This is a genomic window from Aeromicrobium sp. S22 (assembly GCF_009661045.1).
In the GTDB taxonomy this organism is placed as follows: Bacteria; Actinomycetota; Actinomycetes; order Propionibacteriales; family Nocardioidaceae; genus Aeromicrobium; species Aeromicrobium yanjiei.
The window spans coordinates 1751645-1774629 of record NZ_WJWV01000001.1 but is presented as its reverse complement, the minus strand read 5'-3'; the positions used below and the strand labels follow the sequence as shown (position 1 = coordinate 1774629).

The window sequence follows — 22985 nt, the reverse complement described above, 5'->3', positions numbered from 1 at the left end:
CCGAGCATGGCGCGAAAGTGTGCCGTGGGTCACCATTGCGGAAGCAAAGGAGGTTGTGGACATTGTGGTCACTGCGGCAACGACGGCTGACGCTCGCCGGACAGTTCCTCGTCCTCCAGCTCATCGTGGTCGGTGTCGTGCTGGCGATCGTCGCGGTGATCTCGCTGCGGCAGTCGACGGCGTCCTTCGCCTCCGACCGGGGGACCCAGATGAGATCGGTCGCCGAGAACCTCGCCAACACCTCCGTGGTGCGCGACCAGGTCACCGGGCTCGACCCGGCGGCGGGTCTCGCGCCCGCGATCAACCGGGCGGTGAGCCTGTCGGGCGCCACCGACGTCGCGGTCGCGGACCCCGGCGGCATCGTCATGTCGTCGTCCGACCCGCGCTTGATCGGGACACCGGCGGCGCTGGGTGACTCCGGCGTGCGCGAGGGCCGCGGCTGGACCGGGGACGTCGACAAGAGCGGGCGCCGGTACGTCGCCGGGCACGCGCCCATCATCGACGACAACGGGACCCTCGTCGGCCTCGCCCTCGCCGAGCAGCGCTATCCCAGCGTGTGGGCACGGCTCACCGACGCCGCAGGCGACCTCATCCTGTACCTCGGGGTCGGGGCGCTGCTCGGGGCCGCGGGCTCGTGGCTCGTGTCGCGCCTGGTGAAACGACGGACCCGGGGCCTTGAGCCCCATGAGTTCGCGACGCTTGCCGATCACCGTGAGGCGCTCCTGCACAGCATCCGCGAGGGCGTCATCGCGGTCGACACCGACGGCCGGGTGACGATGGTCAACGACGGTGCGCGTGAGCTGCTCGGACTGGATGAGGACCCCGTCGGCCGCCGCGTGGACCAGCTCGGGCTGCCCGATCAGGTCGCCTCGGTGCTCACCGGCGGGACCGAGACCCACGACGTCGTCCTGCTCGTCGGCGACCGCGTCGTCGTGTGCAACCAGCGGTCCGCGTCCAGCCGCGGCGAGGGCATCGGTACGGTCACCACCATGCGTGACCGGACCGAGCTCGTCTCGATGCAGAGCCAGCTCAGCTCGAACCTGTCCATCACCGACACGTTGCGGGCGCAGACGCACGAGTTCGCCAACCAGCTCCACACGATCTCCGGGCTCGTCCAGCTGCGGGAGTACGACGAGGTGACGTCGTTGGTCGGGACGCTGACGCGCCGGCGCCAGGCCATCAGCGATGCCGTCACGCGGCGCATCAAGGACCGGGCGGTCGCGGCGCTGCTGATCGCGAAGTCCAGCGTGGCGGCCGAGGCCGGCGTGACGCTCACGATCGCGCCCACCTCGAGCCTGCCTCCGCTGCCCCAGGCCGTCTCGGCCGACCTGACGACCATCATCGGCAACCTGATCGACAACGCCGTCGACGCGTGCAAGGCCGGCCCCGACCCGTCCGTGCGCGTGGATCTGCACGCCTCGGACCGCGAGGTCGTCCTGGAGGTGCGTGACTCGGGCCCCGGGGTGGACGAGGAGGTGACCGACGCGATCTTCAGCCGCGGCTTCTCGACCAAGCCCGAGGTGCCCGGCGGCCGGGGCATCGGCCTGCCGCTGGTGCGGCTGGTCTGCCGGCAGCGCGGCGGATCGGTCACGGTCGAGCCGGGGCCCGGCGCCGTCTTCCGGGTACGCCTGCCCGTGGACCTCACGTGATCGGCGTGCTGGTCGTCGACGACGACTTCATGGTCGCGGGCATCCACTCCAGGTTCGTCGCGCGCACCCCGGGATTCGAGGTCGTGGGCACCGCGCGCACAGGAGCCGAGGCCCTGCGCATGTGCGCCGACCTCGACCCGGGCCTCGTGCTCCTGGACGTCCACCTGCCCGACATGAGCGGGCTCGAGGTGCTCCAGTCCCTGCGGGCGGCCGGCAGCGCGGTCGGCGTCGTCATGGTGACGGCTGAGCGGGACGCCGAGGCGGTGCGAACAGCCCTGCACGGCGGGGCGATGCAGTATCTCGTCAAGCCGTTCGAGTTCGACGACTTCCTGGCCAGGATGCAGCGCGTCCGGGAGTCCCTGACGACGCTCGCAGGCGGCGCCCCCGACCAGGCCGCAATCGATCGCGCGTTCGGCGGCCCCACCTCGGTCGCCGCGACCGCGCTGCCCAAGGGCCTCAGCCCGGAGACCGCCCAGCTCGTCCAGGAGGCACTCGTGGACGCCCGCGAGCTGTCGGCGGCCGACTGCGGCGAGCGGGTCGGCCTGTCGCGGGTCAGCGCACGCCGCTACCTCGAGTACTTCGTCGACCAGGGGCTCGCGACGGTGCGGCTCAACTACGGCAACGCGGGACGGCCCGAGCGGCGCTACCGCCCCAGGCCCGTCTAGACCGGGCACACCTCACGCGCGAGGGCTGCGGCGGTACGCGGAGACCGTCGGGTCGCCGGTGACCCAGAAGCGCCACGGCACGTCCGCGGCCTTGGACACCCCGACACGGGGGCCGCAGGAGATCGGCGGGTCCGTGTCCGGCGGGTCCCCCAGGCGTACGCCCTCGGGCGTCAGCAGCTCGGCGCCGAGGTCGTCCAGGGACACCCCGAGAGCCCGGGCGAGGTTGCCGGGCCCTCGGGCGAGCATCACGTCCTTGACGCCCGGTCGGCGCGACCGCGCGACCTCGATGCCCTCGACCACCTCGCCCGCGCGGACCAGCACCGCGGACGCGGTCTCGGTCGGGCCGGTCACGACGTTCGCGCAGAAGTGCATCCCGTACGACCGGTAGACGTACAGCCGCCACGCGGGGCCGTACATGATCTCGCTGCGCGGAGTCCGCGTGTAGGCGTGCGAGGCGGGGTCGAGCACTCCCCCGTACGCCTCGACCTCGGTGATCCGGACCGCGGCGCCGTGGCCGTGCAGCACCCGCCCGAGCAGGCCGCGGGCCCGCTCGACCACCTCGGGGGTGCCGCCGGGGTCGCTCAGGAGACCGACTCGATGACGACGTCCTTGGCCGGCGAGACGCCGTCGGAGGCGTTGCCGTCCTTCTCGATCTCCTTCGCGACCGCCAAGCCGGCGTCGTCGACCTTGCCGAAGACCGTGTAGCTCGCCGGGAGGTCGGAGTCGGCCAGGACGATGAAGAACTGCGAGCCGTTGGTGTCGGGGCCCGCATTGGCCATCGCGAGGGTGCCCGCGGGGTACGTCTCGTCGCCCTTGAGCTCGTCGGCGAAGCTGTAGCCCGGTCCGCCGGTGCCGGTGGCTGAAGGATCTCCGCACTGCAGCACGAAGCCGGGGACGAGACGGTGGCACTTGGTGCCGTCGAAGTAGCCCTGCTCGGCGAGCGACACGAACGAGCTGACCGTGCAGGGCGCGGACTCGGGGGTCAGCGTCGCCTTGATGTCACCCCGGTTGGTCGTGATCGTCACCTCGTCGGCCGCCTTCGGCGTGCTCGGCGGCAGCTCGGCCTTCTTGCCGGGCTCGGAGACCTTCTTGTAGGTGCACGATCCGCCGCCCGCAGGCGCTGACGTCGTGGCGGACGACTCGGGCTTCGCGGACGACGTGTCCGAGCCCTTGTCGTCGTCGTCGGACCCGCCGCAGGCGGCGAGCAGGGACACCAGGAGCACGGACGCCGTGGCGGCGAGCAGTCGAGAGCGCATGTCCCGAGCGTATCGACCGCTCCCCCGCACGTCCCTCCCGAGTGGCGCAACCCGATCCGCGAGTGGCGCAGTTGTGCACGACACGCCGTCTCAGAACCTTCAGACTGCGCCAGTCGCGGATCGGGGGGTGGGGTCAGGGCAGGCGGGAGCGGAGCTCGGCGAGCTGTTCGGTGACGCGGACGAGGGCGGTGCCGCCGCGCGAGTCGCGCGAGGCCAGCGAGCCCTCGACCGTCAGCACCTCGCGCACGCCGGGGGTGAGTGCCGGCGAGATCGCGGCGAAGTCCTCGTCGCTGAGGTCCCACAGCTCGATGCCGCGCTGCTCGCAGAGCTGGACGCACGCCCCGGACAGCTCATGGGCGTCCCGGAACGGCACGCCCTCGCGCACGAGCCACTCCGCGATGTCCGTCGCCAGCGCGAAGCCCTGCGGGGCGAGCTCCTGCATGCGCTCGGTGTTGAACGTCAGCGTCGCGACCATGCCGGTGAACGCGGGCAGCAGGACCTCGAGGGTGTCGATCGAGTCGAAGACCGGCTCCTTGTCCTCCTGCAGATCGCGGTTGTACGCGAGCGGGAGCCCCTTGAGCGTCGCGAGCAGACCGGTCAGGTTGCCGACCAGCCGGCCCGACTTGCCCCGCGCGAGCTCGGCGATGTCGGGGTTCTTCTTCTGCGGCATGATGCTGGACCCCGTGGAGTAGCCGTCGTGCAGCGTGACGAAGTCGAACTCCTTGGTGTTCCAGATGATGATCTCCTCCGCGAGGCGGGAGAGGTCGATGCCGATCTGCGCGGTGACGAACGCGAACTCGGCCACGAAGTCGCGCGCGGACGTGCCGTCGATCGAGTTGGCGGTCGATCCGGTGAACCCGAGATCGGCCGCGACCTTCTCGGGGTCCAGCCCGAGCGACGATCCCGCGAGGGCGCCGGCGCCGTACGGGGAGTCGGCTGCGACGCGCGCGTCCCAGTCGGCGAGCCGCTCCAGGTCACGCACGAGCGGCCACGCGTGCGCCAGCAGGTGGTGCGACAGCAGCACCGGCTGGGCGTGCTGCAGGTGCGTACGTCCCGGCATCGCGACGCCCAGGTGGGTCTCGGCCTGCTCCGCGATCGCCCGGGCGAGGTCGGTGACGAGCCCGCCGATCCGACGCCCGTGGTCGCGCAGGTACATCTTGAACAGGGTCGCGATCTGGTCGTTGCGCGAGCGCCCCGCACGCAGACGTCCGCCGAGATCGGGTCCGAGGCGCTCGAGCAGACCGCGCTCGAGGGCCGTGTGCACGTCCTCGTCGCCGGGCTCGGCGACGAACGCGCCGGACTCCACGTCCGCCGCGAGGGCGTCGATGCCGGAGATCAGGGCCGTGCAGTCGTCGCGGCTCAGCAGGCCGGCCGCCTGCAGCACGAAGGCGTGGGCCCGCGAGCCCGCAAGGTCGTAGGGCGCGAGTCGCCAGTCGAAATGCGTCGACCGCGACAGCTCGACGAGCTCGGGCGAGGGGCCGGTGGCGAAACGTCCGCCCCAGAGCGCAGTCTTCTGCGTGCCGTCAGCGGGGTCGTGGGAGGTCATGGGTTCTCCTTCGGGTGCGGACCGGCGAGGTCCGTGAAGCGTTGCGCCACGGCGGCGCCGCCGGCGGGGTCGCGGCTGATCATCAGCACGGTGTCGTCGCCGGCAATCGTGCCGAGCACGTCCTCGGGGGCGGAGTGGTCGATCGCGGCGGCAAGGTACTGTGCGGCGCCGGGCGGCGTGCGCAGCACCACCAGGTTGGCCGAGGCCTCGACCGTGACGAGCAGCTCACGGACCATGCGGCCGAGCCTCGACCGGGCCGCGTAGCCGCCGGAGGCGGGCCGGGGCGTGCGGTCGCCGCCCTCGGCCGGGACCGCGTAGACCAGCCCGCTCCCCTCGTGGCGCACACGGACCGCGTCGAGCTCGACCAGGTCGCGCGAGACCGTCGACGGCGTCGCGTTGACGCCCTGCTCCTCCAGCAGGTCGACGAGCTCGCCCTGGGACCGCACCGCGTGCCGGGACAGCAGCTCGACGATCAGCTGCTGCCGCGCGGTCTTGCTGTCCGCCGCGCTCATCGCGCCTCCGGCTGGCTCAGCAGCCAGACCAGCAGTGCCTTCTGCGCGTGGAGCCGGTTCTCCGCCTCGTCCCAGACGACACTCTGCGGGCCGTCGAGCACCTCCGAGGAGATCTCGAGCCCCCGGTACGCCGGGAGGCAGTGCAGCACGATCGCGTCGGGCGCGGCGAGCTTCAACGCGTCCTCGGTGATCGAGAAGTCGCCGAACAGCCGCAGCCGGGCGTCCTTCTCGGCCTCCTGGCCCATCGAGACCCACGTGTCGGTGATGACGACGTCGGCCCCGCCGATCGCGGCGGCGGGATCCTCGGTCACCTGCACCGATCCCCCGGTACGCTCGGCGATCGCTGTGGCGTCGTCGACGATGTGCCCGGCCGGCTGGTAGCCCGCGGGCGAGCCGATGCGGACGTGCATGCCGGCCGTCGCGCCGCCCAGCAGGTAGGAGTGGCCCATGTTGTTGGCGCCGTCGCCGAGGTAAGCGACCGTCAGCCCGGCGAGGTGGCCCTTGTGCTCGATCACGGTCTGCCAGTCCGCCAGGATCTGGCACGGGTGGAAGTCGTCGCTCAGGGCGTTGACGACCGGCACCCCGGCGTGCGCTGCCATCTCCTCGAGACCGGACTGGGCGTACGTCCGCCAGACGATCGCGCTCGTCATCCGGCCCAGGACGCGGGCGGTGTCGGCCGTGGACTCGCCGCGGCCGCCCTGCGTGGTCGCGGTGTCGAGGATCAGCGGGTTGCCGCCGAGATCGGCGATGCCCACGCCGAACGACACACGGGTGCGGGTCGAGGCCTTGTCGAAGATCACCGCGACCGTCTGCGGGCCCGCGAGCGGCTTGCGTCCGTACGGATCGGCCTTGATCGCCGCCGCGAGGGCCAGCACCTCGGCCTGCTCCTGCGGGCTCAGGTCGTCGTCCCGCAGGAAGCTGCGCACGCGGGTCACGACGAGACCTCGTCGAGGACCGACCGCAGCGTGGTCACCGCGTCGGCCGCCTGGTCCTCGGACAGGATCAGCGGCGGGGCCAGCCGGAGGCGGTCGGGCGTGGGGTTGTTGAGGATCAGCCCGGCCTCGAGCGCCGCCTTGTGCGCCTCGGCCGCCACGGGCTCGCGCAGCACGACACCGAGGAGCAGGCCCCGGCCGGTGACGTCCGCGACGAGCGGGTGGTCCTGGAGGCCGCGGCGGATCTGGTCGCCGATCGTGGTGACGTGCGCGAGCAGCCCGTCGTTCTCGATGGTCTCGATCACGGCGAGGGCGGCCGACGTGGCGACCGCATTGCCGCCGAACGTCGTGCCGTGGTTGCCAGGCTGCAGCAGGGTGGCCGCAGGTCCGACCGCGAGGCACGCGCCGATCGGGATGCCGCCCCCGAGGCCCTTGGCCACGGTGACGATGTCGGGCACGATGCCCGCCTCGGAGTACGCGAACCAGGCGCCGGTGCGGCCCATCCCGGTCTGCACCTCGTCCATCCAGAGCAGCGCGCCGTGCCGGCTCGTGATGTCACGTGCGGCCTGGAGGTAGCCGTCCGGGGGCACGACCACGCCGGCCTCGCCCTGGATCGGCTCGAGCAGCACCGCCGCGACCGTGTCGTCGACCGCGGCCTCGAGCGCTGCGGTGTCGCCGTACGGCACGAAGACGACATCGCCCGGCAACGGCTCGAACGGGGCGCGGTACGCCTCCTTGGACGTCAGCGCGAGCGCCCCCATCGTCCGGCCGTGGAATGCGCCCTCGGCCGCGACGACCTTGGTGCGCCCGGTGCGCCGCGTGAGCTTGAACGCCGCCTCGTTGGCCTCGGTGCCGGAGTTGGTGAAGAACACCCGGCTGTCGTGCCCGACGAGCCCGGTCAGCCGCTCGGCCAGCGCGATCTGCGGCTCGGTCGCGAAGAAGTTGGAGGTGTGGCCGAGGGTCGTGAGCTGCCGGGTGACGGCCTCGACGATCGCCGGGTGACCGTGGCCGAGCGCGTTGACCGCGATGCCCGCCAGCAGGTCGAGGTATCGCGTGCCGTCGGCGTCCCAGACGTACGCGCCCTCACCCCGCACGAGCATGCGCGCGGGGGTGCCGAAGGTGTTCATGACGGCACCCTCGTAGCGCTCGGACCACGTGGTCATGACGTCCCCTTGTCGACGCTCGTCGCGTACAGCGCGGTGCGCAGCCGGGTCGTGGCGCCGGGCACGACCTGCGTGCCGACGCCCTCGTCGGTGAAGATCTCCAGCAGGACCGCGTGGGGCTCGCGTCCGTCGACCACGGTCGCGCGCTTGACGCCGCCCTCGACCGCCTTGAGGCACGCGGTCATCTTGGGGATCATCCCGCTGGCCAGCTCGGGGATCAGCTCGGAGAGCGCCTCGGGGCCGATCTCGCCGATCACGTCGGTGCTGTCGGGCCAGTCGGCGTAGAGCCCCTCGACATCGGTCAGCACGAGCAGCTTCTCCGCACCCAGCGCGACCGCGAGTGCCGCGGCCGCGGTGTCGGCGTTGACGTTGTGGACCTGCCCGTGGTCGTCGGGCGCGACGGTCGAGACCACCGGGATGCGTCCGGCGTCGATGAGGTCCTGGACGGCCTCGGGGCGTACGCCCACGACCTCGCCCACCAGGCCGATGTCGGTCTCGACCCCGTCGATCACCGGGGTGGTCCGGCGAGCCCTGAACAGGCCCCCGTCCTCGCCCGACATGCCCACGGCGAGGTCACCGTGCTGGTTGAGCAGGCCCACGAGCTCGCGGCCGACCTGGCCCGTGAGCACCATCCGCACGACGTCCATCGTCTCCGGGGTTGTGACGCGCAGGCCACCACGGAACTCCGACTCGATGCCGAGCTTGTCGAGCATCGCATTGATCTGCGGGCCGCCGCCGTGCACGACGACGGGCTTGAAGCCGGCCATGCGCAGGAACACGATGTCCTCCGCGAAGGCCTCCTTCAGCGTGTCGTTGGTCATCGCGTTGCCGCCGTACTTCACCACGATCACCTTGTCGTGGTACTTCTTCAGCCACGGCAGCGCCTCGGCGAGCGTGGCGGCCTTGGCCGTGGCCTTCTTCCACTCCGAGGGGTTCCAGATGTGGTCGGGTGCGTCGAAGTCAGGGGTCATGAGGAGTACGCCGAGTTCTCGTGGACGTACGCCTGGGTGAGGTCGTTCGTCCAGATGGTGCCCGACTGGTCGCCGGACTTGAGGTCGATGGTCACCGAGACCGCGCGGGCCTCGAGGTCGATGGAGTCCGGTGACTCCCCCGGCCCGCTGTTGCGGCAGACCCAGACGTCGTTGAGCGCGACATCGAGATCGGCCGGGTCGAAGGTCGCCCGGGTCGTGCCGACCGAGGCCAGGATGCGTCCCCAGTTGGGGTCCTTGCCGAAGATCGCGCACTTGAACAGGTTGCTCCGCGCGACCGAGCGACCGACCTCCAGGGCGTCGTCGACGGTCGCGGCGTTCACGACCTCGATCGCGATCTCGTGGTCGGCGCCCTCGGCATCGGCCAGCAGCTGCATCGCGAGGTCGTGGCACACGGCCGTGACCGCATCCGTGAACGTTGCGGCGTCCGGCGTGGTGCCCGAGGCACCGGACGCCATCAGTAGCACGGTGTCGTTGGTCGACTGGCAGCCGTCGGAGTCGAGACGGTCGAAGGTCCGGGCGGTGGCCGAGCGCAGCGCCGCGTCGACGGTCGCGGAGTCGACGTCTGCGTCGGTCGTGATCACCACGAGCATCGTGGCCAGCGCGGGCGCGAGCATGCCGGCTCCCTTGGCCATGCCACCGACCGTGAAGCCGTCCGCCTGCACGACGGCCTCCTTGGCGACCGAGTCGGTCGTCATGATCGCGGTTGCCGCGGTGTGCCCGCCGTCGCGGCTCTGGCCCTCGACGGCCGCACGGACGCCGCTCAGCAGCGCCTCACGGTCGTTGAGCAGCCCGATCAGGCCGGTCGAGCAGACCTGCACGTCGATCGCGCCGATGTCGAGCATCTCGGCGACGGTCTCGGCGGTGCGGTGGGTGGTCGCGAAGCCCTCGGCGCCGGTGTAGCAGTTCGCGCCGCCGGAGTTGATCGCGACCGCGACGGCCGATCCGGTCTGGATCGCCTTCTCGCTCCACAGCACCGGATTGGCCTTGCACCGGTTGCTCGTGAACACCGCCGAGGCCGCCGACGACGGACCCTGGTTGACGACGACCGCCACGTCGGGCGCGCCGGTGGACTTGAGCCCGGCCGCGACACCGTAGGCGGTGAATCCCTGTGCGGCTGTCACGCTCATGCGGCCGCCCTCGTCAGAAACGGACGGTACGAGCACGCCCGCACGACTGCTGCTTCATCGTTCATTCGCTGGCGCTCACTCATGGGGCAAGTCCAATCGTGTCGAGGCCCGTGGTCTCGTCGAGGCCGAGGGCGAGGTTCATGGACTGGATCGCGCCGCCCGCGGTGCCCTTGACGAGGTTGTCGATCGCGGACACCACGACCAGTCGGCGGGCGCGCTCGTCGATCGCGACCTGCAGGTGGGCCGTGTTGGCTCCCAGGGTCGCAGCGGTGGTCGGCCACTGCCCTTCGGGCAGCAGGTGCAGGTAGGGCTCGTCGCCGTACGCCGCCTCGTACACCGCGCGCACGGCAGCGAGGTCGACGCCGTCCTTGAGTCGGGCCGTCGTCGTGGCCAGGATGCCGCGGGCCATCGGGACGAGCGTCGGGGTGAACGAGATCGAGACCTCGTCCGCGCCGGCGAGCCGCAGGTTCTGCATGATCTCCGGGACGTGACGGTGGGTGCCGCCGACGCCGTACGGGGACGCGGCCCCGAGGCCTTCGGCGGCGAGCAGGTTGGCCTTGGGCGCCTTGCCCGCGCCGGAGTAGCCGTTGGCGAGGACCGCGACGAGGTCCGTGGCCTCCACGAGCCCGGCCGCGACCGCGGGCTGGATGCCGAGCGTGATCGCCGTGACGTTGCAGCCCGGCACGGCGATGCGATCGACGCCCCTCAACGCGTCGCGCTGGCGACCCTCGCCGACGATGAGCTCGGGGAGCCCGTACGGCCAGGTGCCCGCGTGCTCTCCCCCGTAGAACTCGGTCCAGTCCTCGGCGGACTGCAGCCGGAAGTCGGCGCCCAGGTCGATGACCAGGGTGTCGTCGCCCAGCTGCGCGGCCACCGCGCCCGACTGCCCGTGCGGCAGGCCGAGGAACACGACGTCGTGGCCGGACAGGGTCTCGGCGTTGGTGGGCAGCAGCACCCGGTCGGCCAGCGGCACGAGGTGCGGGTGGTGCCCGCCGAGGGCGGTGCCTGCGCTCGAGGCCGCGGTCAGGGCGCCGATCTCGACGCCCGGGTGCGACAGCAGGAGGCGCAGCACCTCACCACCGGCGTATCCGCTCGCGCCCGCCACGGCGACGGTGATCGTGGTCATGTCTCCACCTTTGCAGAACTGGTCATGGGCGTACGTCGTCAGTCGGTGCCGAGCTCCATCGCGGCGGCGTCGAGCAGTGCTGCGTCGGCGTCGCTCACGGCGGGGTTGGCCTCGATGCGGGTGGCTCCGCCGGCCGGGAGCTCACCGAACAGGGTGCCGTTCTCGACCAGCACCTGCCCCTGGTCGAGGGGCTGCTCGGCGTAGAGCTCGAGCATGGCGCGCGAGTCGGCGATGTCGAGATTGCGCATCGTGAGCTGGCCGATGCGATCGGTCGGGCCGAACGCGGCGTTCTCGGTGCGCTCCATCGAGAGCTTCTCGGGCTGGTAGCTGAAGGCCGGTCCCTGGGTGTCCATGAGCGAGTAGTCCTCGCCGCGGCGCAGCCGGATCGTGACCTTGCCGGTCACGACGGACGCGATCCAGCGCTGGATCGACTCGCGCAGCATCATCGCCTGCGGGTCGAGCCAGCGGCCCTCGTACATCAGCCGTCCGAGGCGGCGGCCCTGCTGGTGGAAGTTGGCGATCGTGTCCTCGTTGTGGATCGCGTTGAGCAGCCGCTCGTACGCGATGTGCAGCAGGGCCATGCCCGGCGCCTCGTAGATGCCGCGGCTCTTGGCCTCGATGATGCGGTTCTCGATCTGGTCGGACATGCCGAGCCCGTGCCGTCCGCCGATCGCATTGGCCTCGTGCACGAGGGCCACGGGGTCGCCCGCGAAGGTCTCGCCGTTGATCGCGACCGGGCGCCCGGCCTCGAACGACACCGTCACGTCCTCGGTCTCGATCGCGACGGACGGATCCCAGAAGCGGACGCCCATGATCGGCTGGACGGACTCCAGCGAGGTGTCGAGGTGCTCGAGGGTCTTGGCCTCGTGCGTCGCACCCCAGATGTTGGCGTCGGTCGAGTAGGCCTTCTCCTGGCTGTCGCGGTACGGCAGCCCCCGCTCCGTGAGCCACTGGCTCATCTCGGTGCGGCCGCCGAGCTCGGCGACGAACGCCGCGTCGAGCCACGGCTTGTAGATGCGCAGCTCAGGATTCGCGAGCAGTCCGTAGCGGTAGAACCGCTCGATGTCATTGCCCTTGAAGGTCGATCCGTCGCCCCAGATGTCGACCCCGTCCTCGTGCATCGCGCGCACCAGCAGCGTGCCGGTCACGGCGCGGCCGAGCGGCGTGGTGTTGAAGTACGTCCGTCCGCCCGAGCGGATGTGGAACGCGCCACAGGCCAGGGCTGCGAGCCCCTCCTCGACCAGCGGCCGCTTGCAGTCGATCGAGCGGGCGAGCTCGGCGCCGTACTCCATCGCACGACCCGGGATGCCGGAGATGTCCGGCTCGTCGTACTGGCCGATGTCGGCGGTGTAGGTGCAGGGGACGGCGCCCTTGTCGCGCATCCACGCGACCGCGACCGAGGTGTCGAGGCCTCCGGAGAAGGCGATGCCGACGCGCTCGCCGACGGGAAGGCTGGTCAGTACTTTGGACATGGCTCACATTCTTGCATGGACCTGCAAGACTTTGCATTCTGGGTGCGTCTAGGATCCCGAGCATGCTGCGGCCCCTCCTACGCGTGCTCGCCCTGGCGGTCGCGGTCGGGCTGCTGGTCGTCCCGGTGCTGGCGTCGTCGCAGGCCCCCCAGCAGGACATCGATCCGCGCTCGGGGCTCATCACCGACTTCCGGGGTGACTACGTCCTGAGCGCCGACGGGACGCTCGCGGCGAAGGAGACGGTCACGACCGAGACCCGGGAGGGACAGCCCGGCGTCGCACGCTCCTGGGACCTGCGCGACCCGTTCGACAGCCACGTGAGGCTGGTGCCGGAGAACATCGCGGTCGAGGTGGACGGGCGCAGCCAGCCCGTCGAGCTGCAGTGGCAGCAGGGACGGCGGGTGCGGGTCGCGCAGATCGCGGACGCCGTCACGGCCGGCACCCACACGTACACGGTCCGCTACACGGTCGACGGTGTGCTCTCCTCCTCGGACGCCGACAGCGGCACCTCCCGTGAGCCGCGGACGCCGTCCGTCCTGCGCTGGGACGTGGTGCCACGAGGCTGGGACATGGAGATCGAGAGGTCCACGGCTCACCTCACGCTGCCGGCCGGCACCGAGAGCGTCCGGTGCGCGACGGGCCGCGACCCCGACACGACGTGCGACATCACCGGCACGGGCTCCGATCGGGTCACGATCACCACCGGGGCACTGCCCGCGCGTACGCCCGTCACGCTCCGCGCCGGGCTGCCCGTCGAGGCACCCGGCCGCGTCACGGCGCCGTGGCCGGTGCAGCTCGACCGGGCCCTCGGACGGTCGGTCCGAGACCTGGCAGCACTGCTCGTCGCGGCGTTCGCCCTGGGCGGCATCGCGTACGCCCTGGACCGGCGCTCGCGACACGCGGCGCCGCACGTCATCCTGACAGTGCTCGCGTGGGTCTCGCTGATCGCGCTGCTGGCGATCGGCATCCTTGCGCACCCGCCCGTCACGGCCTACCTGCTGCCCCTGGCCGGATGTGCGGTCGGCGGCGCCGGCCTCCTCGCCCGCAGGCCCGCCGCGCCCCACCCCCGCTGACGCGAGCCTCCGGTCCGCCGACGCGCGCCTCCGGTCCGTCGACGCGAGGCTTGCGTACGCCGACGCGAGCCTCCGGTACGCCGACCGGACATTCCCGTCAGCGGACGGGAGGCTCCCCTCAGCGGACCGGGGACTCCCGTCAGCGGACGGGGAGCTCCCCCCAGCGGACGGAGGGCTCCCCTCAGCGTCAGGCGCGGAGGGTCGCCCCGTGCTGCTCGTGGGCTGCGGCCACCGCGGACTCGCGGGCGGCGCGGATGTCGTCGTCAGTGAGCGTGCGGTCGGGGGCGCGCAGCCGCAGCGCGAACGCCAGCGACTTGTGCCCCTCGGACACCTGCTCGCCGGCGTAGACGTCGAACAGCCGCGCGGACTCGATCAGCGGACTCGCACCCGCGAGGGTCGCCTCCACGTCCCCGGCCGGGACCGAGGACTCGACGACCAGCGCGAGGTCCTCCTTCGCCACGGGGAAGGTGGAGAACTGCGGGCGCGGACCGACCTCGGGAGAGGCCGCGATCAGCGCGTCGAGGTCGATCTCGGCCGCGACGACCCGCGGCGGCAGTCCGTACGCCTTGAGGACGCGCGGGTGCAGCTCGCCGGCGTGGCCGATGACGACGCCGCGGAGCACGATCGCAGCGCACCGTCCGGGGTGCCACGGCGCGAGCTGCGCCTGCTGCACCTCGACGTCGACGTGGAGCGCGGCCGCGAGGTGCCGGACGATCGCGATAGCGTCGGCCCACACCGCGGGGCGACCCGCGCCGGCCCAGCCCGATCGGACGCGCTCGCCACTCATCACGAGGCCCACGTGGTACGGCTGCGCGGGCAGCGCAGCGTCGAGGGCCGCCAGCTCGTCCTCGGTCGGGCGGCGGTCGACGCCGTAGATCGGGGCTTCCGCGTCACCCGCCCGGGGCAGGAAGACCCGCCCGGTCTCGGTGAGGTGGACGTCGGAGTGGCCGCGGCCGACGTTGAGCACGAGGCTGCGCAGCAGCCCTGACAGCAGCGTCGTGGTCATGCCGGGATCCTCCGCGGACAGCGGGTTCTCCAGCAGGACCTGGCGGCGCCGCACGTCGTCCGCGGGAAGCCCGAGCTTGTCCCAGTCGGCCTCGCCGGCGAAGGGGAACGTCTTGACCTCGACGAGCCCCTCGCCCGCGAGGACGTGGCCGGCTCGACGGCGCAGCTTCTGCGCCTTCGTCAGCCCACGACCCGCGGGCGCAGCCGGGAGGACCGACGGCACCTGGTCGTAGCCGACGACGCGCAGGACCTCCTCGACGACGTCGTACGGATCGGTCAGGTCCGAGCGCCACGGAGGCGGGGTGACTGTGAGCCAGCGGTGGTCGACCCCGACCTCGCAGCCGTTGGCCTCGAGGGCCTCGACCGCCGCGACGGTGTCGATGTCGACACCCGTGACCCGGGCCGGCAGATCGGCGTCGAGCGTGATGTCGGGCAGGACGGGTGCCTCGCCGATGAGGGTCAGCCCCTCCTCGAGCGTGCCGCCACCGTGCTCGACGAGCAGGTCGGCGACCCGGCGCACGGCGCGAGCAGGAAGGGTCGGGTCGACGCCGCGCTCATTGCGCTTGGCGGCCTCGGACGAGAGCTTCTGGGTGCGGGCCGTCCGCGCGATCATCGGCGCGGACCAGACCGCGGCCTCGACCACGACATCGGTCGTGGTCGGGGTCATCTCGACCACCTCGCCGCCCATCACGCCGCCCAGGCCCACGGGGCCCCGGTCGTCGGTGACGACCGCATCGGCCTCGCTCAGGGTGCGGGTCGTGCCGTCGAGCGTCGTCAGCTGCTCCCCCGGCGTCGCCCGCCGCACCACGAGCGGTCCCTTGAGCAGGGACCGGTCGTAGCCGTGGATCGGGAAGCCGAGCTCGAGCATCACGTAGTTGGTGACGTCGACGGCCAGGGAGATCGACCGCATGCCGGCCAGCTCGATGCGCTGAGCGAGCCACGCCGGCGTCGGCCGGGCCGGGTCGATGCCGGTCACGGTGAGCGCGGCGAACACGGGGCACGCGGTCGGGTCCTGCACCTCGACCGGGTACGCGCCGGGGCCGTCGGTCGGGGTCGTGACGGCGTCGATGTCGGCGGGGTCGTGGAACGGCACGCCGAACGCGATCGCGGCGTCACGTGCCACGCCGCGCAGCGACAGGGCGTACGCCCGGTCGGGGTTGACCTCGAGGTCGAGGACCTCCTCGCCGAGCCCGAGCAGCTCGATCGCGTCGTCGCCCGGCTCGGCCGAGCCGGGCTCGAGCACGATGATCCCGTCGGCGTCGCCGGACAGGCCGAGCTCCGCGCCGGAGCAGATCATGCCGTCCGACACGTGCCCGTAGGTCTTGCGAGCCGAGATCTCGAAGCCGAGCGCAGGAAGCACGGTCCCGGGCAGCGACACGACGACGAGGTCACCTTCGACGAAGTTGTGCGCGCCGCAGACGATTCCGCGCGACGGGACGTCCTCCCCCGGGGCGTCCGGCACGGACGGATCGTTGTGCGCTCCCACGTCGACGCGGCACCAGTTGATGGTCTTGCCGTTCTTCTGCGGCTCCTTGACCAGGGACAGGACACGTCCGACGGTCAGCGGGCCGCTGATGCCCGAGGTCGCGATCTCCTCGAGCTTGAGGTCGTACGCCGTGAGGCGGGCGGCGAGGTCGACCGTCGACAGGTCCGCGGGCAGGTCGACGTACTGGCGCAGCCAGGAGACAGGGACACGCATTACAGCTCGATTCCGAAGGGCTCGGTGAAACGGATGTCGCCGTCGAACAGGTCGCGGAGGTCCGCGATGTCGTAGCGCGACGTGATGGTGCGGTCGATGCCGATGCCGAAGGCGAATCCGGAGTAGCGCTCGGGATCGACGCCGCAGGCGACGAGGACGCGCGGGTTGACGACGCCGCAGCCGCCCCACTCGACCCAGCCCTCGCCCTTGCAGGTGCGGCAGTCGGCGACTGCGTCGGGCTCGTCGTGGCACACGTAGCAGAGCAGGTCCATCTCGGCGCTCGGCTCGGTGAACGGGAAGTACGACGGACGGAACCGCGTGGTCATGCCGTCGCCGTAGATCGCCTGCGCGAAGTGGTCGAGAGTGCCCTTGAGGTGGGCCATCGAGAGACCCTCGTCGATCGCGAGGCCCTCGACCTGGTGGAACACCGGCGAGTGGGTCGCGTCGAGCTCGTCGGTGCGGAAGACCCGGCCGGGGCACGCGATGTAGATGGGCGGCTTGCGGGTCAGCATCGTGCGGGCCTGCACGGGCGAGGTGTGGGTGCGCAGCACCATCGCAGCCTTCTCCGGCGCCACCCAGAAGGTGTCCTGCATCGTGCGTGCGGGGTGGTCGGGGCCCAGGTTGAGCGCGTCGAAGTTGAGCCACTCGGCCTCGACCTCGGGCCCCTCGGCGATCTCCCAGCCCATCGCGACGAAGATGTCGGCGATGTGCTCGGACAGGGTCGTGACCGGGTGGCGCGCGCCGACCGGGGCGACGTCCCACGGCAGGGTGACGTCGACGGCCTCGGTTGCGAGCGCCTTCTCCTCCTCGGCCGCCTCGACCTCGGACGTACGCGCTGCGAGCGCCTGGTTGATCGCGCCGCGCGCCTGACCGACACGCTGGCCGGCCTCCTTGCGCGCCTGCGGGGGCAGGGCACCGATCTCCCGGTTGGCCAGCGCGATCGGCGACCGGTCGCCCACGTGGTCGATGCGGACCTGCTTGAGGTCGTCGAGGGTCACGGCGGCGGCGATCGCCGCCAGGGCCTCGTCCCGCATGCGCTCGACCTCGTCGGCGTGCAGCGGGGTGACCTCCACGGGATCGTACGAGGAGTTGGGCGCGGACATGGATGCCTTCCGGAGAGCACAGGTGGTCGAGCGGGCGAGCTCAACTGAGTTTATCGGTCGTTCCCCGGACGGGTCAGTCGGTCATCGAGTCGGGCTCATTGATCGGGAACCAGACCCGGATCCGCGCCCCACCGCCCTCGGAGTCACCGATCTGGGTGACCCCGCCGTGCTCCTCCACGATGCCCCGCACGATGTACATCCCCAGGCCGCTGCCGGCACCCGGACCCGAGCGCCAGAACCGGCTGAACACGCGCTGGCGCATCTCCTCGGGGATGCCCGGACCGTGGTCGTGCACCTCGAGGGCGACCCCCTCCTCGTAGGAGGGGTGCCGCTCGTTCTGCACCACGACCTCCTTGAGGCCGAAGCCGTGGCGCATCGCGTTCTCGACCAGGTTGGTGACGACCTGGTGGATGCGGTCGCTGTCGCCCCAGATCAGGTCGAGATCGTCCTTGATGCTGACCTCGAACGGATCGGTCGCACCGCCGGACACGCTCGTGAGGACGTGCCGGACGACCTCGTCGAGCTTGACCGGGCCACGCTTGAGGGTCAGTCGGCCCGCGTCGATGCGTGCGGCGTCGAGCAGCTCGGTGATGAGCCGGCTCAGCCGGTCCGCGTCGGAGTCGACCGTCTCCAGCATGAGCTGGCGCTGCTCCTCGGTGAACTTGTCCCACTTGCTCAGCAGCGTGGCCGTGAAGCCCTTGATGCCGGTCAGGGGTGAGCGCAGCTCGTGCGCCACCGTGGCGACCAGGTCGGAGCGCTCACGGTCGGCCTGGTTGCGGATGCGCGCATTGCGCACACTGACGACGACCCGTTGCACGGGACCGCCGCGGCGCTCGCGCACGAGCGAGGCGGTGATGAGGTACTCGCTGCCCTTGGGCGACCACCACGAGGACTCCGACGTGCGGGTACGGATGTTCAGACCGTCGTAGGGGCGGTTGCAGTCGTACCAGGAGTTGCCGTTGAGGTCGTCGAACGGGACGGCGTCGGACAGGTGCATGCCGAGCATCTCGTCCCCGACCGCACGTGCCATGAGCTTGATCCGCGGATTGACGTACTCGACCAACCCGTCCGCGCCGGCGATGATGACGCCGTCCGGGTAGTCGTCGTAGTCCATGACGAGAGAATCTAGTACCAATGGACTAGTTCCGACGAGACCGGTCCCGATGTTTCAGTCGTCGTGTCGCGCCCGAGCCGTCGCGTAGAGGCACACCGCCGCCGCGGTGGCGAGGTTGAGACTCTCCGCCCGGCCGTAGATCGGCACCGACACGACCGCGTCCGCCAGGTCCCGGGTCGCGGCCGGCAGCCCCCACGCCTCGTTGCCCATGAGCCAGGCGGTGGGGGCCGACAGGTCGAGCGAGTCGTCGAACAGGCCGACGTCTCCCCCGCCGTCGGCCGCGAGCACCTGGAACCCGGCCTCCTGCAGCGCGAGCAGTGCGCCCGCGGTGTCCCGCTCGATCACGAGGGGCAGGTGGAAGATGCTGCCGACCGTCGCACGTACGGACTTGGGGTTGTAGGGATCGACGCTGTCGCCCACCAGGACTACCCCGTCCGCGCCCGCGGCGTCGGCGCAACGGATCACCGCTCCGGCGTTGCCGGGATCGCGGATGTCGGCGCAGACCACCACGAACGTCGGTGACCGGTCCAGCAGCACCTCCAGCGGCCGGTCGAGCATCGCGCAGCGAGCCACGACGCCCTGCGGCTGCACGGTGTCGGCGATGGCCTCGACGACGTCGTCGGTCACGACGTGCCACTCGACCTGGGCCTGGCGGGCGGCCTCCACCAGATCGGTGTGCTGATCGGTCGCGGCGGCGGTCGCGAGCACCTCGAGGGTGGTGCCGGGTGAGGCGAGCGCCTCGCGCACGGCCTGCGGACCCTCGGCGAGGAACTCGCGCCGATCGGTCCGGAACGCACGAGTGGCGAGCCGCCTGGCGTGCTTGACGCGTCCTGAACGGACGGTCAGCTCACCAGGCGTGCTCGCCACCATGGTTCGTGCTTCAGCTCTTGACGGTCGCAGCGGTCAGGCCGCGGCGCCGTCCTTGGGAGCGTTGACGTCGGCCGGAAGGTTGTCCTTCGCGGTCTGCACGAGCGCCGAGAACGCGGCAGGCTCGTTGACGGCCAGCTCGGCCAGGATCTTGCGGTCGACCTCGACACCCGCGGCCTTGAGGCCCTGGATGAAGCGGTTGTACGTCATGCCCTCGGCGCGGACCGCAGCGTTGATGCGCTGGATCCAGAGACGACGGAAGTCGCCCTTCTTGGCCTTGCGGTCGCGGTAGCTGTAGACCAGGGAGTGAGTGACCTGCTCCTTGGCCTTGCGGTACAGGCGCGAACGCTGGCCGCGGTAGCCCGCAGCGCGCTCGAGTGTCTGACGGCGCTTCTTTTGTGCATTGACTGAGCGCTTGACGCGTGCCATCTCAGTTCTCCTTAAATTCTAGGGATTTGGGGTGGGAACGCGGTCAGAGACCGAGCATCTTCTTCACACGCGGGACGTCGTTCTTGGAGACGGCCGTGGTGCCGTCGAGGCGGCGCTTGCGCTGCGACGACTTGACCTCGAGGAGGTGACGACGGTTGGTCTGCTCGCGACGCAGCTTGCCGCTGCCGGTGAGCTTGACGCGCTTCTTCATCCCCGAGTGGGGCTTGAACTTCGGCATTTATGCCTCCATGTCTGGGTCGAGGTTCTCTGAACGACGACGGGGCTTCTTGGGGGTTGCGACGGCCTGGGCGGCCTCACGGTGGGCCTTGACCTCGGCCTCCTCGGCTGCCTTGTCGGCGGCCTTCGCATCCATGCTCTTGACCTTTTCGGCCTTGACCTCGGCCTGGGCCTCGGACTTCTTCTTGTGCGGACCGAGCACCATGGTCATGTTGCGGCCGTCCTGACGGGCGTTGGACTCGATGAACCCGAGATCCTCCACGTCGGCGGCGAGACGCTGCAGCAGGCGGTAGCCCAGCTCGGGGCGGTGCTGCTCACGTCCACGGAACATGATCGTGATCTTGACCTTGTCGCCGGCCTTGAGGAATCGGACGACGTGACCCTTTTTGGTGTCGTAGTCGTGCTGATCGATCTTGGGACGCAGCTTCATCTCTTTGATGATGGTGTTCGTCTGGTTCCGACGGGACTCGCGAGCCTTCTGTGCGGTCTCGTACTTGAACTTGCCGTAGTCCATGAGACGGCAGACAGGCGGACGAGCTGTGGGCGCCACCTCGACGAGATCGAGATCGGCTTCCGCAGCCAGTCGCAGGGCATCTTCGATACGAACGATGCCGACCTGTTCACCGCCAGGACCGACGAGGCGTACTTCGGGCACTCGGATTCGGTCGTTGACGCGCAGCTCTGTGGTGATGGATCCTCCTGGGGTCGTGTGGAGGGCCCAAAAAAAATAAGGCCCCCGTACGAAACGGACGCCACCGTCGCATCATTCCCCGGCAAGGGAAATGCGCAACCAAGGCCCCCTTGATCTCGGTCTTCACCGCACACAAGAGAACCGCTACCCCGCAGTCAGGAACCACGCAGGTGGGAGGTGACCTCCACTTCGTCCTCAAGGTTATCAGCGCCCGTGCCGGATCGTGAAATCCGACCCGCCGGGACCGCCGTCTTGTTGCCTGCGCGAAACACCGATGTCGTCGCGCGGAAAACTCGCCGGGCGACGATGGTGCCATGCTCTGGCGCGTACGCACGACCCTCGCCGACCGGCCCGGCAACCTGGCCTCGATCGCCCTCGCGTGCGGACAGGCCGAGCTGAACATCGTCTCGCTGCAGGTCTTCCCCACCACGCCGCTCGTGACCGACGAGCTCGTCGTCCGCGCCCCCGAGGGCTGGACCGACGTCCGGGTCGCGGAGGTCTTCGAGCGCGCCGGCGGCGCGACGGTCGCCGCGACCCGGGTCGACGACGACGCGATCGCCGACCCCGCGATCCGCTACCTGCGGGGCGTCCACGAGGTCCTGGAGGACGGGCGCGACATCGCCGACGTGCTGCACGAGCTGCTGGAGACCGAGCCCCCGGACGTCGCCGACTACGCGGGTCACGACGTCATGGTCCTGACCCGCCGGGACGGCTCGGAGCTGCAGATCGGCCGGGCGGTCCCGTTCACGGCGGTCGAGCACGAGCGCGCCCGGGCGATGCTGTCACTGGTCAGCGACGCCGGCATCGACGTCCCGCTCATCACCCCGTCCCCGCTCCACGACAGCGTCCCGGCGGTCCGCGAGGCGACGCTCGCCGACATCGAGCTCGTCTCCGCCCTGCACGAGCGGTGCAGCGTCGACACGTTGTACGACCGCTACCAGGTGCCGCTCAAGATGCCCATGACCACGCGCATGGCACGGCGGCTGGTGGTCCCGGACCACGGCTGCGCGCTGGTCGTGCAGGTCGGTGCCGACGCGGTCGGGCACGGCGTCCTCGCGCTCGACGACGACGTCTGGACCTTCCGGCTCATCATCGAGGACGCCTGGCAGGGCCAGGGCATCGGCGCGCTCCTGCTGCGGCAGGCGGCCGGACGCGCGAAGGGCGAGGGAGCCGAGCGGCTCACGTTCGTGACGGCGGGCTCGAACGACGGCCTGCTGCGCGCGGTGGGCGACGCCGGCTTCGTGGCCCGCGTCGAGCGCCACGACGGCAATGTGCACATCACGGTTCCGCTGCGCGACGTGAGGGAGGTCCGCACCGGGTGAGACCGGCCGTCTCCTATGATCTCGGGACCGGTGGGACCGACCACCGACACGATCACACTCCAGGGGGACACGTGGCACGACAGCTGGCACGGGCATCGGCGGCGCTGGCGCTCACACTGGTCGCCGCCTGCGGAGGCGGCGGCTCCGACGCACCTGCCAAGAAGGCCTCGGCGCCGCCCCCGCGCGTCGAGCTGACCGACCTCGCGGCCTCGCCGTCGGCGCCGTCGGCCACGTACGACGCGCCCATGGACCTCCGGTTGCCGGACGAGTCGTGGCGCGAGGGGTACCGCGAGGTGGCCGCCCGGCTGTCGGACATGATGCGCAGCGCGATGACGGATCCCGCCGGCTGGCAGCTGACGTCAGACAAGGCGGCGTACGCCCTCGTCTACGGCAAGTTCGACGTCACCGAGAGCTCGGGCAGCTACTTGGCCACCGCCCTGTACAAGAAGGCGCGCAGCAAGGCCGAACCGCGCGAGCGCATCGGCCACCGGGTCGCGAGCATCTTCCCGAAGGACGGCATGCCACGACGGGTCCGCGCGTACAAGGTCGGCTGGACCGCACAGGAGGTCAAGGACGGGCTGAAGGTCAGTGCGCAGGCGTGGGTCGGCTACGACGTGGGCAAGCCCGCTCCGGTGCTGATCACTCGCGAGCTGACGGTGACGATCATGCGACGCGACGACCGCTTCGACTACCGGGTGGCCTCGCCGCAGTACGGCACCTACACGGACAGCTGCTCGTCCCCGGTCGACGGCGTGCTCCGCCCGCCGTCGGACGGGCTCGATCGCGCGATGATCCCGGCCTGGAAGAAGGAGACCGGCGACAAAACGGTTCGGCCACTCAAGACGGCGTTCGCCGAGGTCGTCGCAGCGGGCGGATCGAAGGTGTCCGCGGCCAAGACCCGCGCGAAGGTGAAGAAGTGTCTGGCCAAGGCCGCAGCGAAGTCCTGAGGTCGCAGCGCAAAACGGTGGCGTCCCGGGGGTTGTGGTGGTGGTCAAGCGCCCCGAT

General features: G+C 71.0%; 22 protein-coding genes. 5 read left to right on the top strand and 17 right to left on the bottom strand.

The annotated features are described in order from the left end of the window. Nucleotides 1–62: 62 nt before the first annotated feature. Both GEV27_RS08620 and GEV27_RS08615 read left to right on the top strand, forming a co-directional pair. The gene (locus GEV27_RS08620; RefSeq protein ID WP_153933895.1) at nucleotides 63–1649 is read left to right on the top strand and encodes a sensor histidine kinase; all 1587 of its coding nucleotides are present in this window, start codon (nucleotides 63–65) and stop codon (nucleotides 1647–1649) included. Beyond that, a complete protein-coding gene (locus GEV27_RS08615; protein WP_309222120.1) occupies nucleotides 1646–2314 on the top strand; it encodes a response regulator in 669 nt (222 codons plus the stop codon). The genes GEV27_RS08620 and GEV27_RS08615 overlap by 4 nt, the downstream gene beginning before the upstream one ends. A 12-nt stretch (nucleotides 2315–2326) precedes the next feature. Here the strand turns inward: GEV27_RS08615 and GEV27_RS08610 are convergent, their stop codons facing one another. From GEV27_RS08610 to argG, 10 genes are all read right to left on the bottom strand, one after another. Continuing rightward, entirely contained in the window at nucleotides 2327–2872 is a 546-nt protein-coding gene (locus GEV27_RS08610; protein ID WP_309222119.1) for a DNA-3-methyladenine glycosylase, read from the bottom strand. Between the two features lie 23 nt (nucleotides 2873–2895). Next, complete coding sequence (locus tag GEV27_RS08605; RefSeq protein WP_153652919.1) at nucleotides 2896–3570, bottom strand: peptidylprolyl isomerase; 675 nt, start codon at nucleotides 3568–3570, stop codon at nucleotides 2896–2898. Between the two features lie 133 nt (nucleotides 3571–3703). Further along, the gene (gene argH / locus GEV27_RS08600) at nucleotides 3704–5116 is read right to left on the bottom strand and encodes an argininosuccinate lyase (protein WP_153910838.1); all 1413 of its coding nucleotides are present in this window, start codon (nucleotides 5114–5116) and stop codon (nucleotides 3704–3706) included. Then, complete coding sequence (locus tag GEV27_RS08595; RefSeq protein ID WP_153652921.1) at nucleotides 5113–5628, bottom strand: arginine repressor; 516 nt, start codon at nucleotides 5626–5628, stop codon at nucleotides 5113–5115. The genes argH and GEV27_RS08595 overlap by 4 nt, the downstream gene beginning before the upstream one ends. Further along, a complete protein-coding gene (argF, locus tag GEV27_RS08590; protein ID WP_375335587.1) occupies nucleotides 5625–6554 on the bottom strand; it encodes an ornithine carbamoyltransferase in 930 nt (309 codons plus the stop codon). The genes GEV27_RS08595 and argF overlap by 4 nt, the downstream gene beginning before the upstream one ends. Nucleotides 6555–6559: 5 nt before the next feature. Next, on the bottom strand, nucleotides 6560–7723 hold the full coding sequence (locus GEV27_RS08585) for an acetylornithine transaminase (RefSeq protein WP_153910836.1): 1164 nt from the start codon (nucleotides 7721–7723) through the stop codon (nucleotides 6560–6562). Further along, nucleotides 7720–8694, bottom strand: coding sequence for an acetylglutamate kinase (argB, locus tag GEV27_RS08580; RefSeq protein WP_153652924.1), 975 nt, complete (start codon nucleotides 8692–8694; stop codon nucleotides 7720–7722). Before argB ends, GEV27_RS08585 begins: the two co-directional genes overlap by 4 nt. Then, nucleotides 8691–9842: a bifunctional glutamate N-acetyltransferase/amino-acid acetyltransferase ArgJ gene (argJ, locus tag GEV27_RS08575; protein WP_153933894.1), complete on the bottom strand. Its 1152-nt coding sequence runs from the start codon at nucleotides 9840–9842 to the stop codon at nucleotides 8691–8693. Before argJ ends, argB begins: the two co-directional genes overlap by 4 nt. A 79-nt stretch (nucleotides 9843–9921) precedes the next feature. Next, complete coding sequence (gene argC, locus GEV27_RS08570) at nucleotides 9922–10968, bottom strand: N-acetyl-gamma-glutamyl-phosphate reductase (protein WP_153652926.1); 1047 nt, start codon at nucleotides 10966–10968, stop codon at nucleotides 9922–9924. A 38-nt stretch (nucleotides 10969–11006) separates the two neighbouring features. Further along, nucleotides 11007–12440, bottom strand: coding sequence for an argininosuccinate synthase (argG, locus tag GEV27_RS08565; protein WP_153652927.1), 1434 nt, complete (start codon nucleotides 12438–12440; stop codon nucleotides 11007–11009). 62 nt (nucleotides 12441–12502) lie between these two features. On the opposite strand from argG, the gene GEV27_RS08560 reads away from it, so the two are divergent. Further along, on the top strand, nucleotides 12503–13513 hold the full coding sequence (locus GEV27_RS08560; RefSeq protein WP_153910832.1) for a DUF2207 domain-containing protein: 1011 nt from the start codon (nucleotides 12503–12505) through the stop codon (nucleotides 13511–13513). A 187-nt stretch (nucleotides 13514–13700) separates the two neighbouring features. Here GEV27_RS08560 and pheT read toward each other — a convergent pair whose 3' ends face one another. The 7 genes from pheT to infC all read right to left on the bottom strand — a co-directional run bounded on the left by pheT (nucleotide 13701) and on the right by infC (nucleotide 20646). Further along, nucleotides 13701–16217 (bottom strand): phenylalanine--tRNA ligase subunit beta, encoded by a 2517-nt coding sequence (gene pheT / locus GEV27_RS08555; RefSeq protein WP_153910831.1) that lies wholly within the window; start codon nucleotides 16215–16217, stop codon nucleotides 13701–13703. Then, the gene (pheS, locus tag GEV27_RS08550; RefSeq protein ID WP_153910829.1) at nucleotides 16217–17320 is read right to left on the bottom strand and encodes a phenylalanine--tRNA ligase subunit alpha; all 1104 of its coding nucleotides are present in this window, start codon (nucleotides 17318–17320) and stop codon (nucleotides 16217–16219) included. Before pheS ends, pheT begins: the two co-directional genes overlap by 1 nt. Nucleotides 17321–17393: 73 nt before the next feature. Next, complete coding sequence (locus GEV27_RS08545) at nucleotides 17394–18434, bottom strand: ATP-binding protein (protein ID WP_153652931.1); 1041 nt, start codon at nucleotides 18432–18434, stop codon at nucleotides 17394–17396. 54 nt (nucleotides 18435–18488) lie between these two features. Further along, a complete protein-coding gene (locus GEV27_RS08540) occupies nucleotides 18489–19304 on the bottom strand; it encodes an RNA methyltransferase (protein ID WP_153910827.1) in 816 nt (271 codons plus the stop codon). 33 nt (nucleotides 19305–19337) lie between these two features. Beyond that, nucleotides 19338–19730, bottom strand: a complete 393-nt coding sequence (gene rplT / locus GEV27_RS08535) for a 50S ribosomal protein L20 (protein WP_108578164.1) — start codon at nucleotides 19728–19730, stop codon at nucleotides 19338–19340. Between the two features lie 43 nt (nucleotides 19731–19773). After that, on the bottom strand, nucleotides 19774–19968 hold the full coding sequence (gene rpmI, locus GEV27_RS08530) for a 50S ribosomal protein L35 (protein ID WP_108578165.1): 195 nt from the start codon (nucleotides 19966–19968) through the stop codon (nucleotides 19774–19776). Next, nucleotides 19969–20646, bottom strand: a complete 678-nt coding sequence (gene infC / locus GEV27_RS08525; protein WP_056610155.1) for a translation initiation factor IF-3 — start codon at nucleotides 20644–20646, stop codon at nucleotides 19969–19971. 326 nt (nucleotides 20647–20972) lie between these two features. Between infC and GEV27_RS08520 the strand changes: the two genes are divergently transcribed. Both GEV27_RS08520 and GEV27_RS08515 read left to right on the top strand, forming a co-directional pair. Beyond that, nucleotides 20973–21980, top strand: a complete 1008-nt coding sequence (locus GEV27_RS08520; RefSeq protein ID WP_153910825.1) for a GNAT family N-acetyltransferase — start codon at nucleotides 20973–20975, stop codon at nucleotides 21978–21980. Nucleotides 21981–22051: 71 nt separating this feature from the next. Continuing rightward, nucleotides 22052–22927 carry a hypothetical protein gene (locus tag GEV27_RS08515; protein WP_153910823.1) on the top strand — a complete coding sequence of 292 codons (876 nt, stop codon included), beginning with the start codon at nucleotides 22052–22054 and terminating at the stop codon, nucleotides 22925–22927. The last annotated feature ends 58 nt before the right edge of the window (nucleotides 22928–22985 follow it).

What these genes read in the sequence shown, in the direction of transcription:
- GEV27_RS08605 (WP_153652919.1), bottom strand. Translation starts at nt 3,570, where the DNA reads ATGCGCTCTCGACTGCTCGCCGCCACGGCGTCCGTGCTCCTGGTGTCC.
- argH (WP_153910838.1), bottom strand. Translation starts at nt 5,116, where the DNA reads ATGACCTCCCACGACCCCGCTGACGGCACGCAGAAGACTGCGCTCTGG.
- GEV27_RS08595 (WP_153652921.1), bottom strand. Translation starts at nt 5,628, where the DNA reads ATGAGCGCGGCGGACAGCAAGACCGCGCGGCAGCAGCTGATCGTCGAG.
- GEV27_RS08585 (WP_153910836.1), bottom strand. Translation starts at nt 7,723, where the DNA reads ATGACCACGTGGTCCGAGCGCTACGAGGGTGCCGTCATGAACACCTTC.
- argB (WP_153652924.1), bottom strand. Translation starts at nt 8,694, where the DNA reads ATGACCCCTGACTTCGACGCACCCGACCACATCTGGAACCCCTCGGAG.
- argJ (WP_153933894.1), bottom strand. Translation starts at nt 9,842, where the DNA reads ATGAGCGTGACAGCCGCACAGGGATTCACCGCCTACGGTGTCGCGGCC.
- argC (WP_153652926.1), bottom strand. Translation starts at nt 10,968, where the DNA reads ATGACCACGATCACCGTCGCCGTGGCGGGCGCGAGCGGATACGCCGGT.
- argG (WP_153652927.1), bottom strand. Translation starts at nt 12,440, where the DNA reads ATGTCCAAAGTACTGACCAGCCTTCCCGTCGGCGAGCGCGTCGGCATC.
- GEV27_RS08560 (WP_153910832.1), top strand. Translation starts at nt 12,503, where the DNA reads ATGCTGCGGCCCCTCCTACGCGTGCTCGCCCTGGCGGTCGCGGTCGGG.
- pheT (WP_153910831.1), bottom strand. Translation starts at nt 16,217, where the DNA reads ATGCGTGTCCCTGTCTCCTGGCTGCGCCAGTACGTCGACCTGCCCGCG.
- pheS (WP_153910829.1), bottom strand. Translation starts at nt 17,320, where the DNA reads ATGTCCGCGCCCAACTCCTCGTACGATCCCGTGGAGGTCACCCCGCTG.
- GEV27_RS08545 (WP_153652931.1), bottom strand. Translation starts at nt 18,434, where the DNA reads ATGGACTACGACGACTACCCGGACGGCGTCATCATCGCCGGCGCGGAC.
- GEV27_RS08540 (WP_153910827.1), bottom strand. Translation starts at nt 19,304, where the DNA reads ATGGTGGCGAGCACGCCTGGTGAGCTGACCGTCCGTTCAGGACGCGTC.
- rplT (WP_108578164.1), bottom strand. Translation starts at nt 19,730, where the DNA reads ATGGCACGCGTCAAGCGCTCAGTCAATGCACAAAAGAAGCGCCGTCAG.
- rpmI (WP_108578165.1), bottom strand. Translation starts at nt 19,968, where the DNA reads ATGCCGAAGTTCAAGCCCCACTCGGGGATGAAGAAGCGCGTCAAGCTC.
- GEV27_RS08520 (WP_153910825.1), top strand. Translation starts at nt 20,973, where the DNA reads ATGCTCTGGCGCGTACGCACGACCCTCGCCGACCGGCCCGGCAACCTG.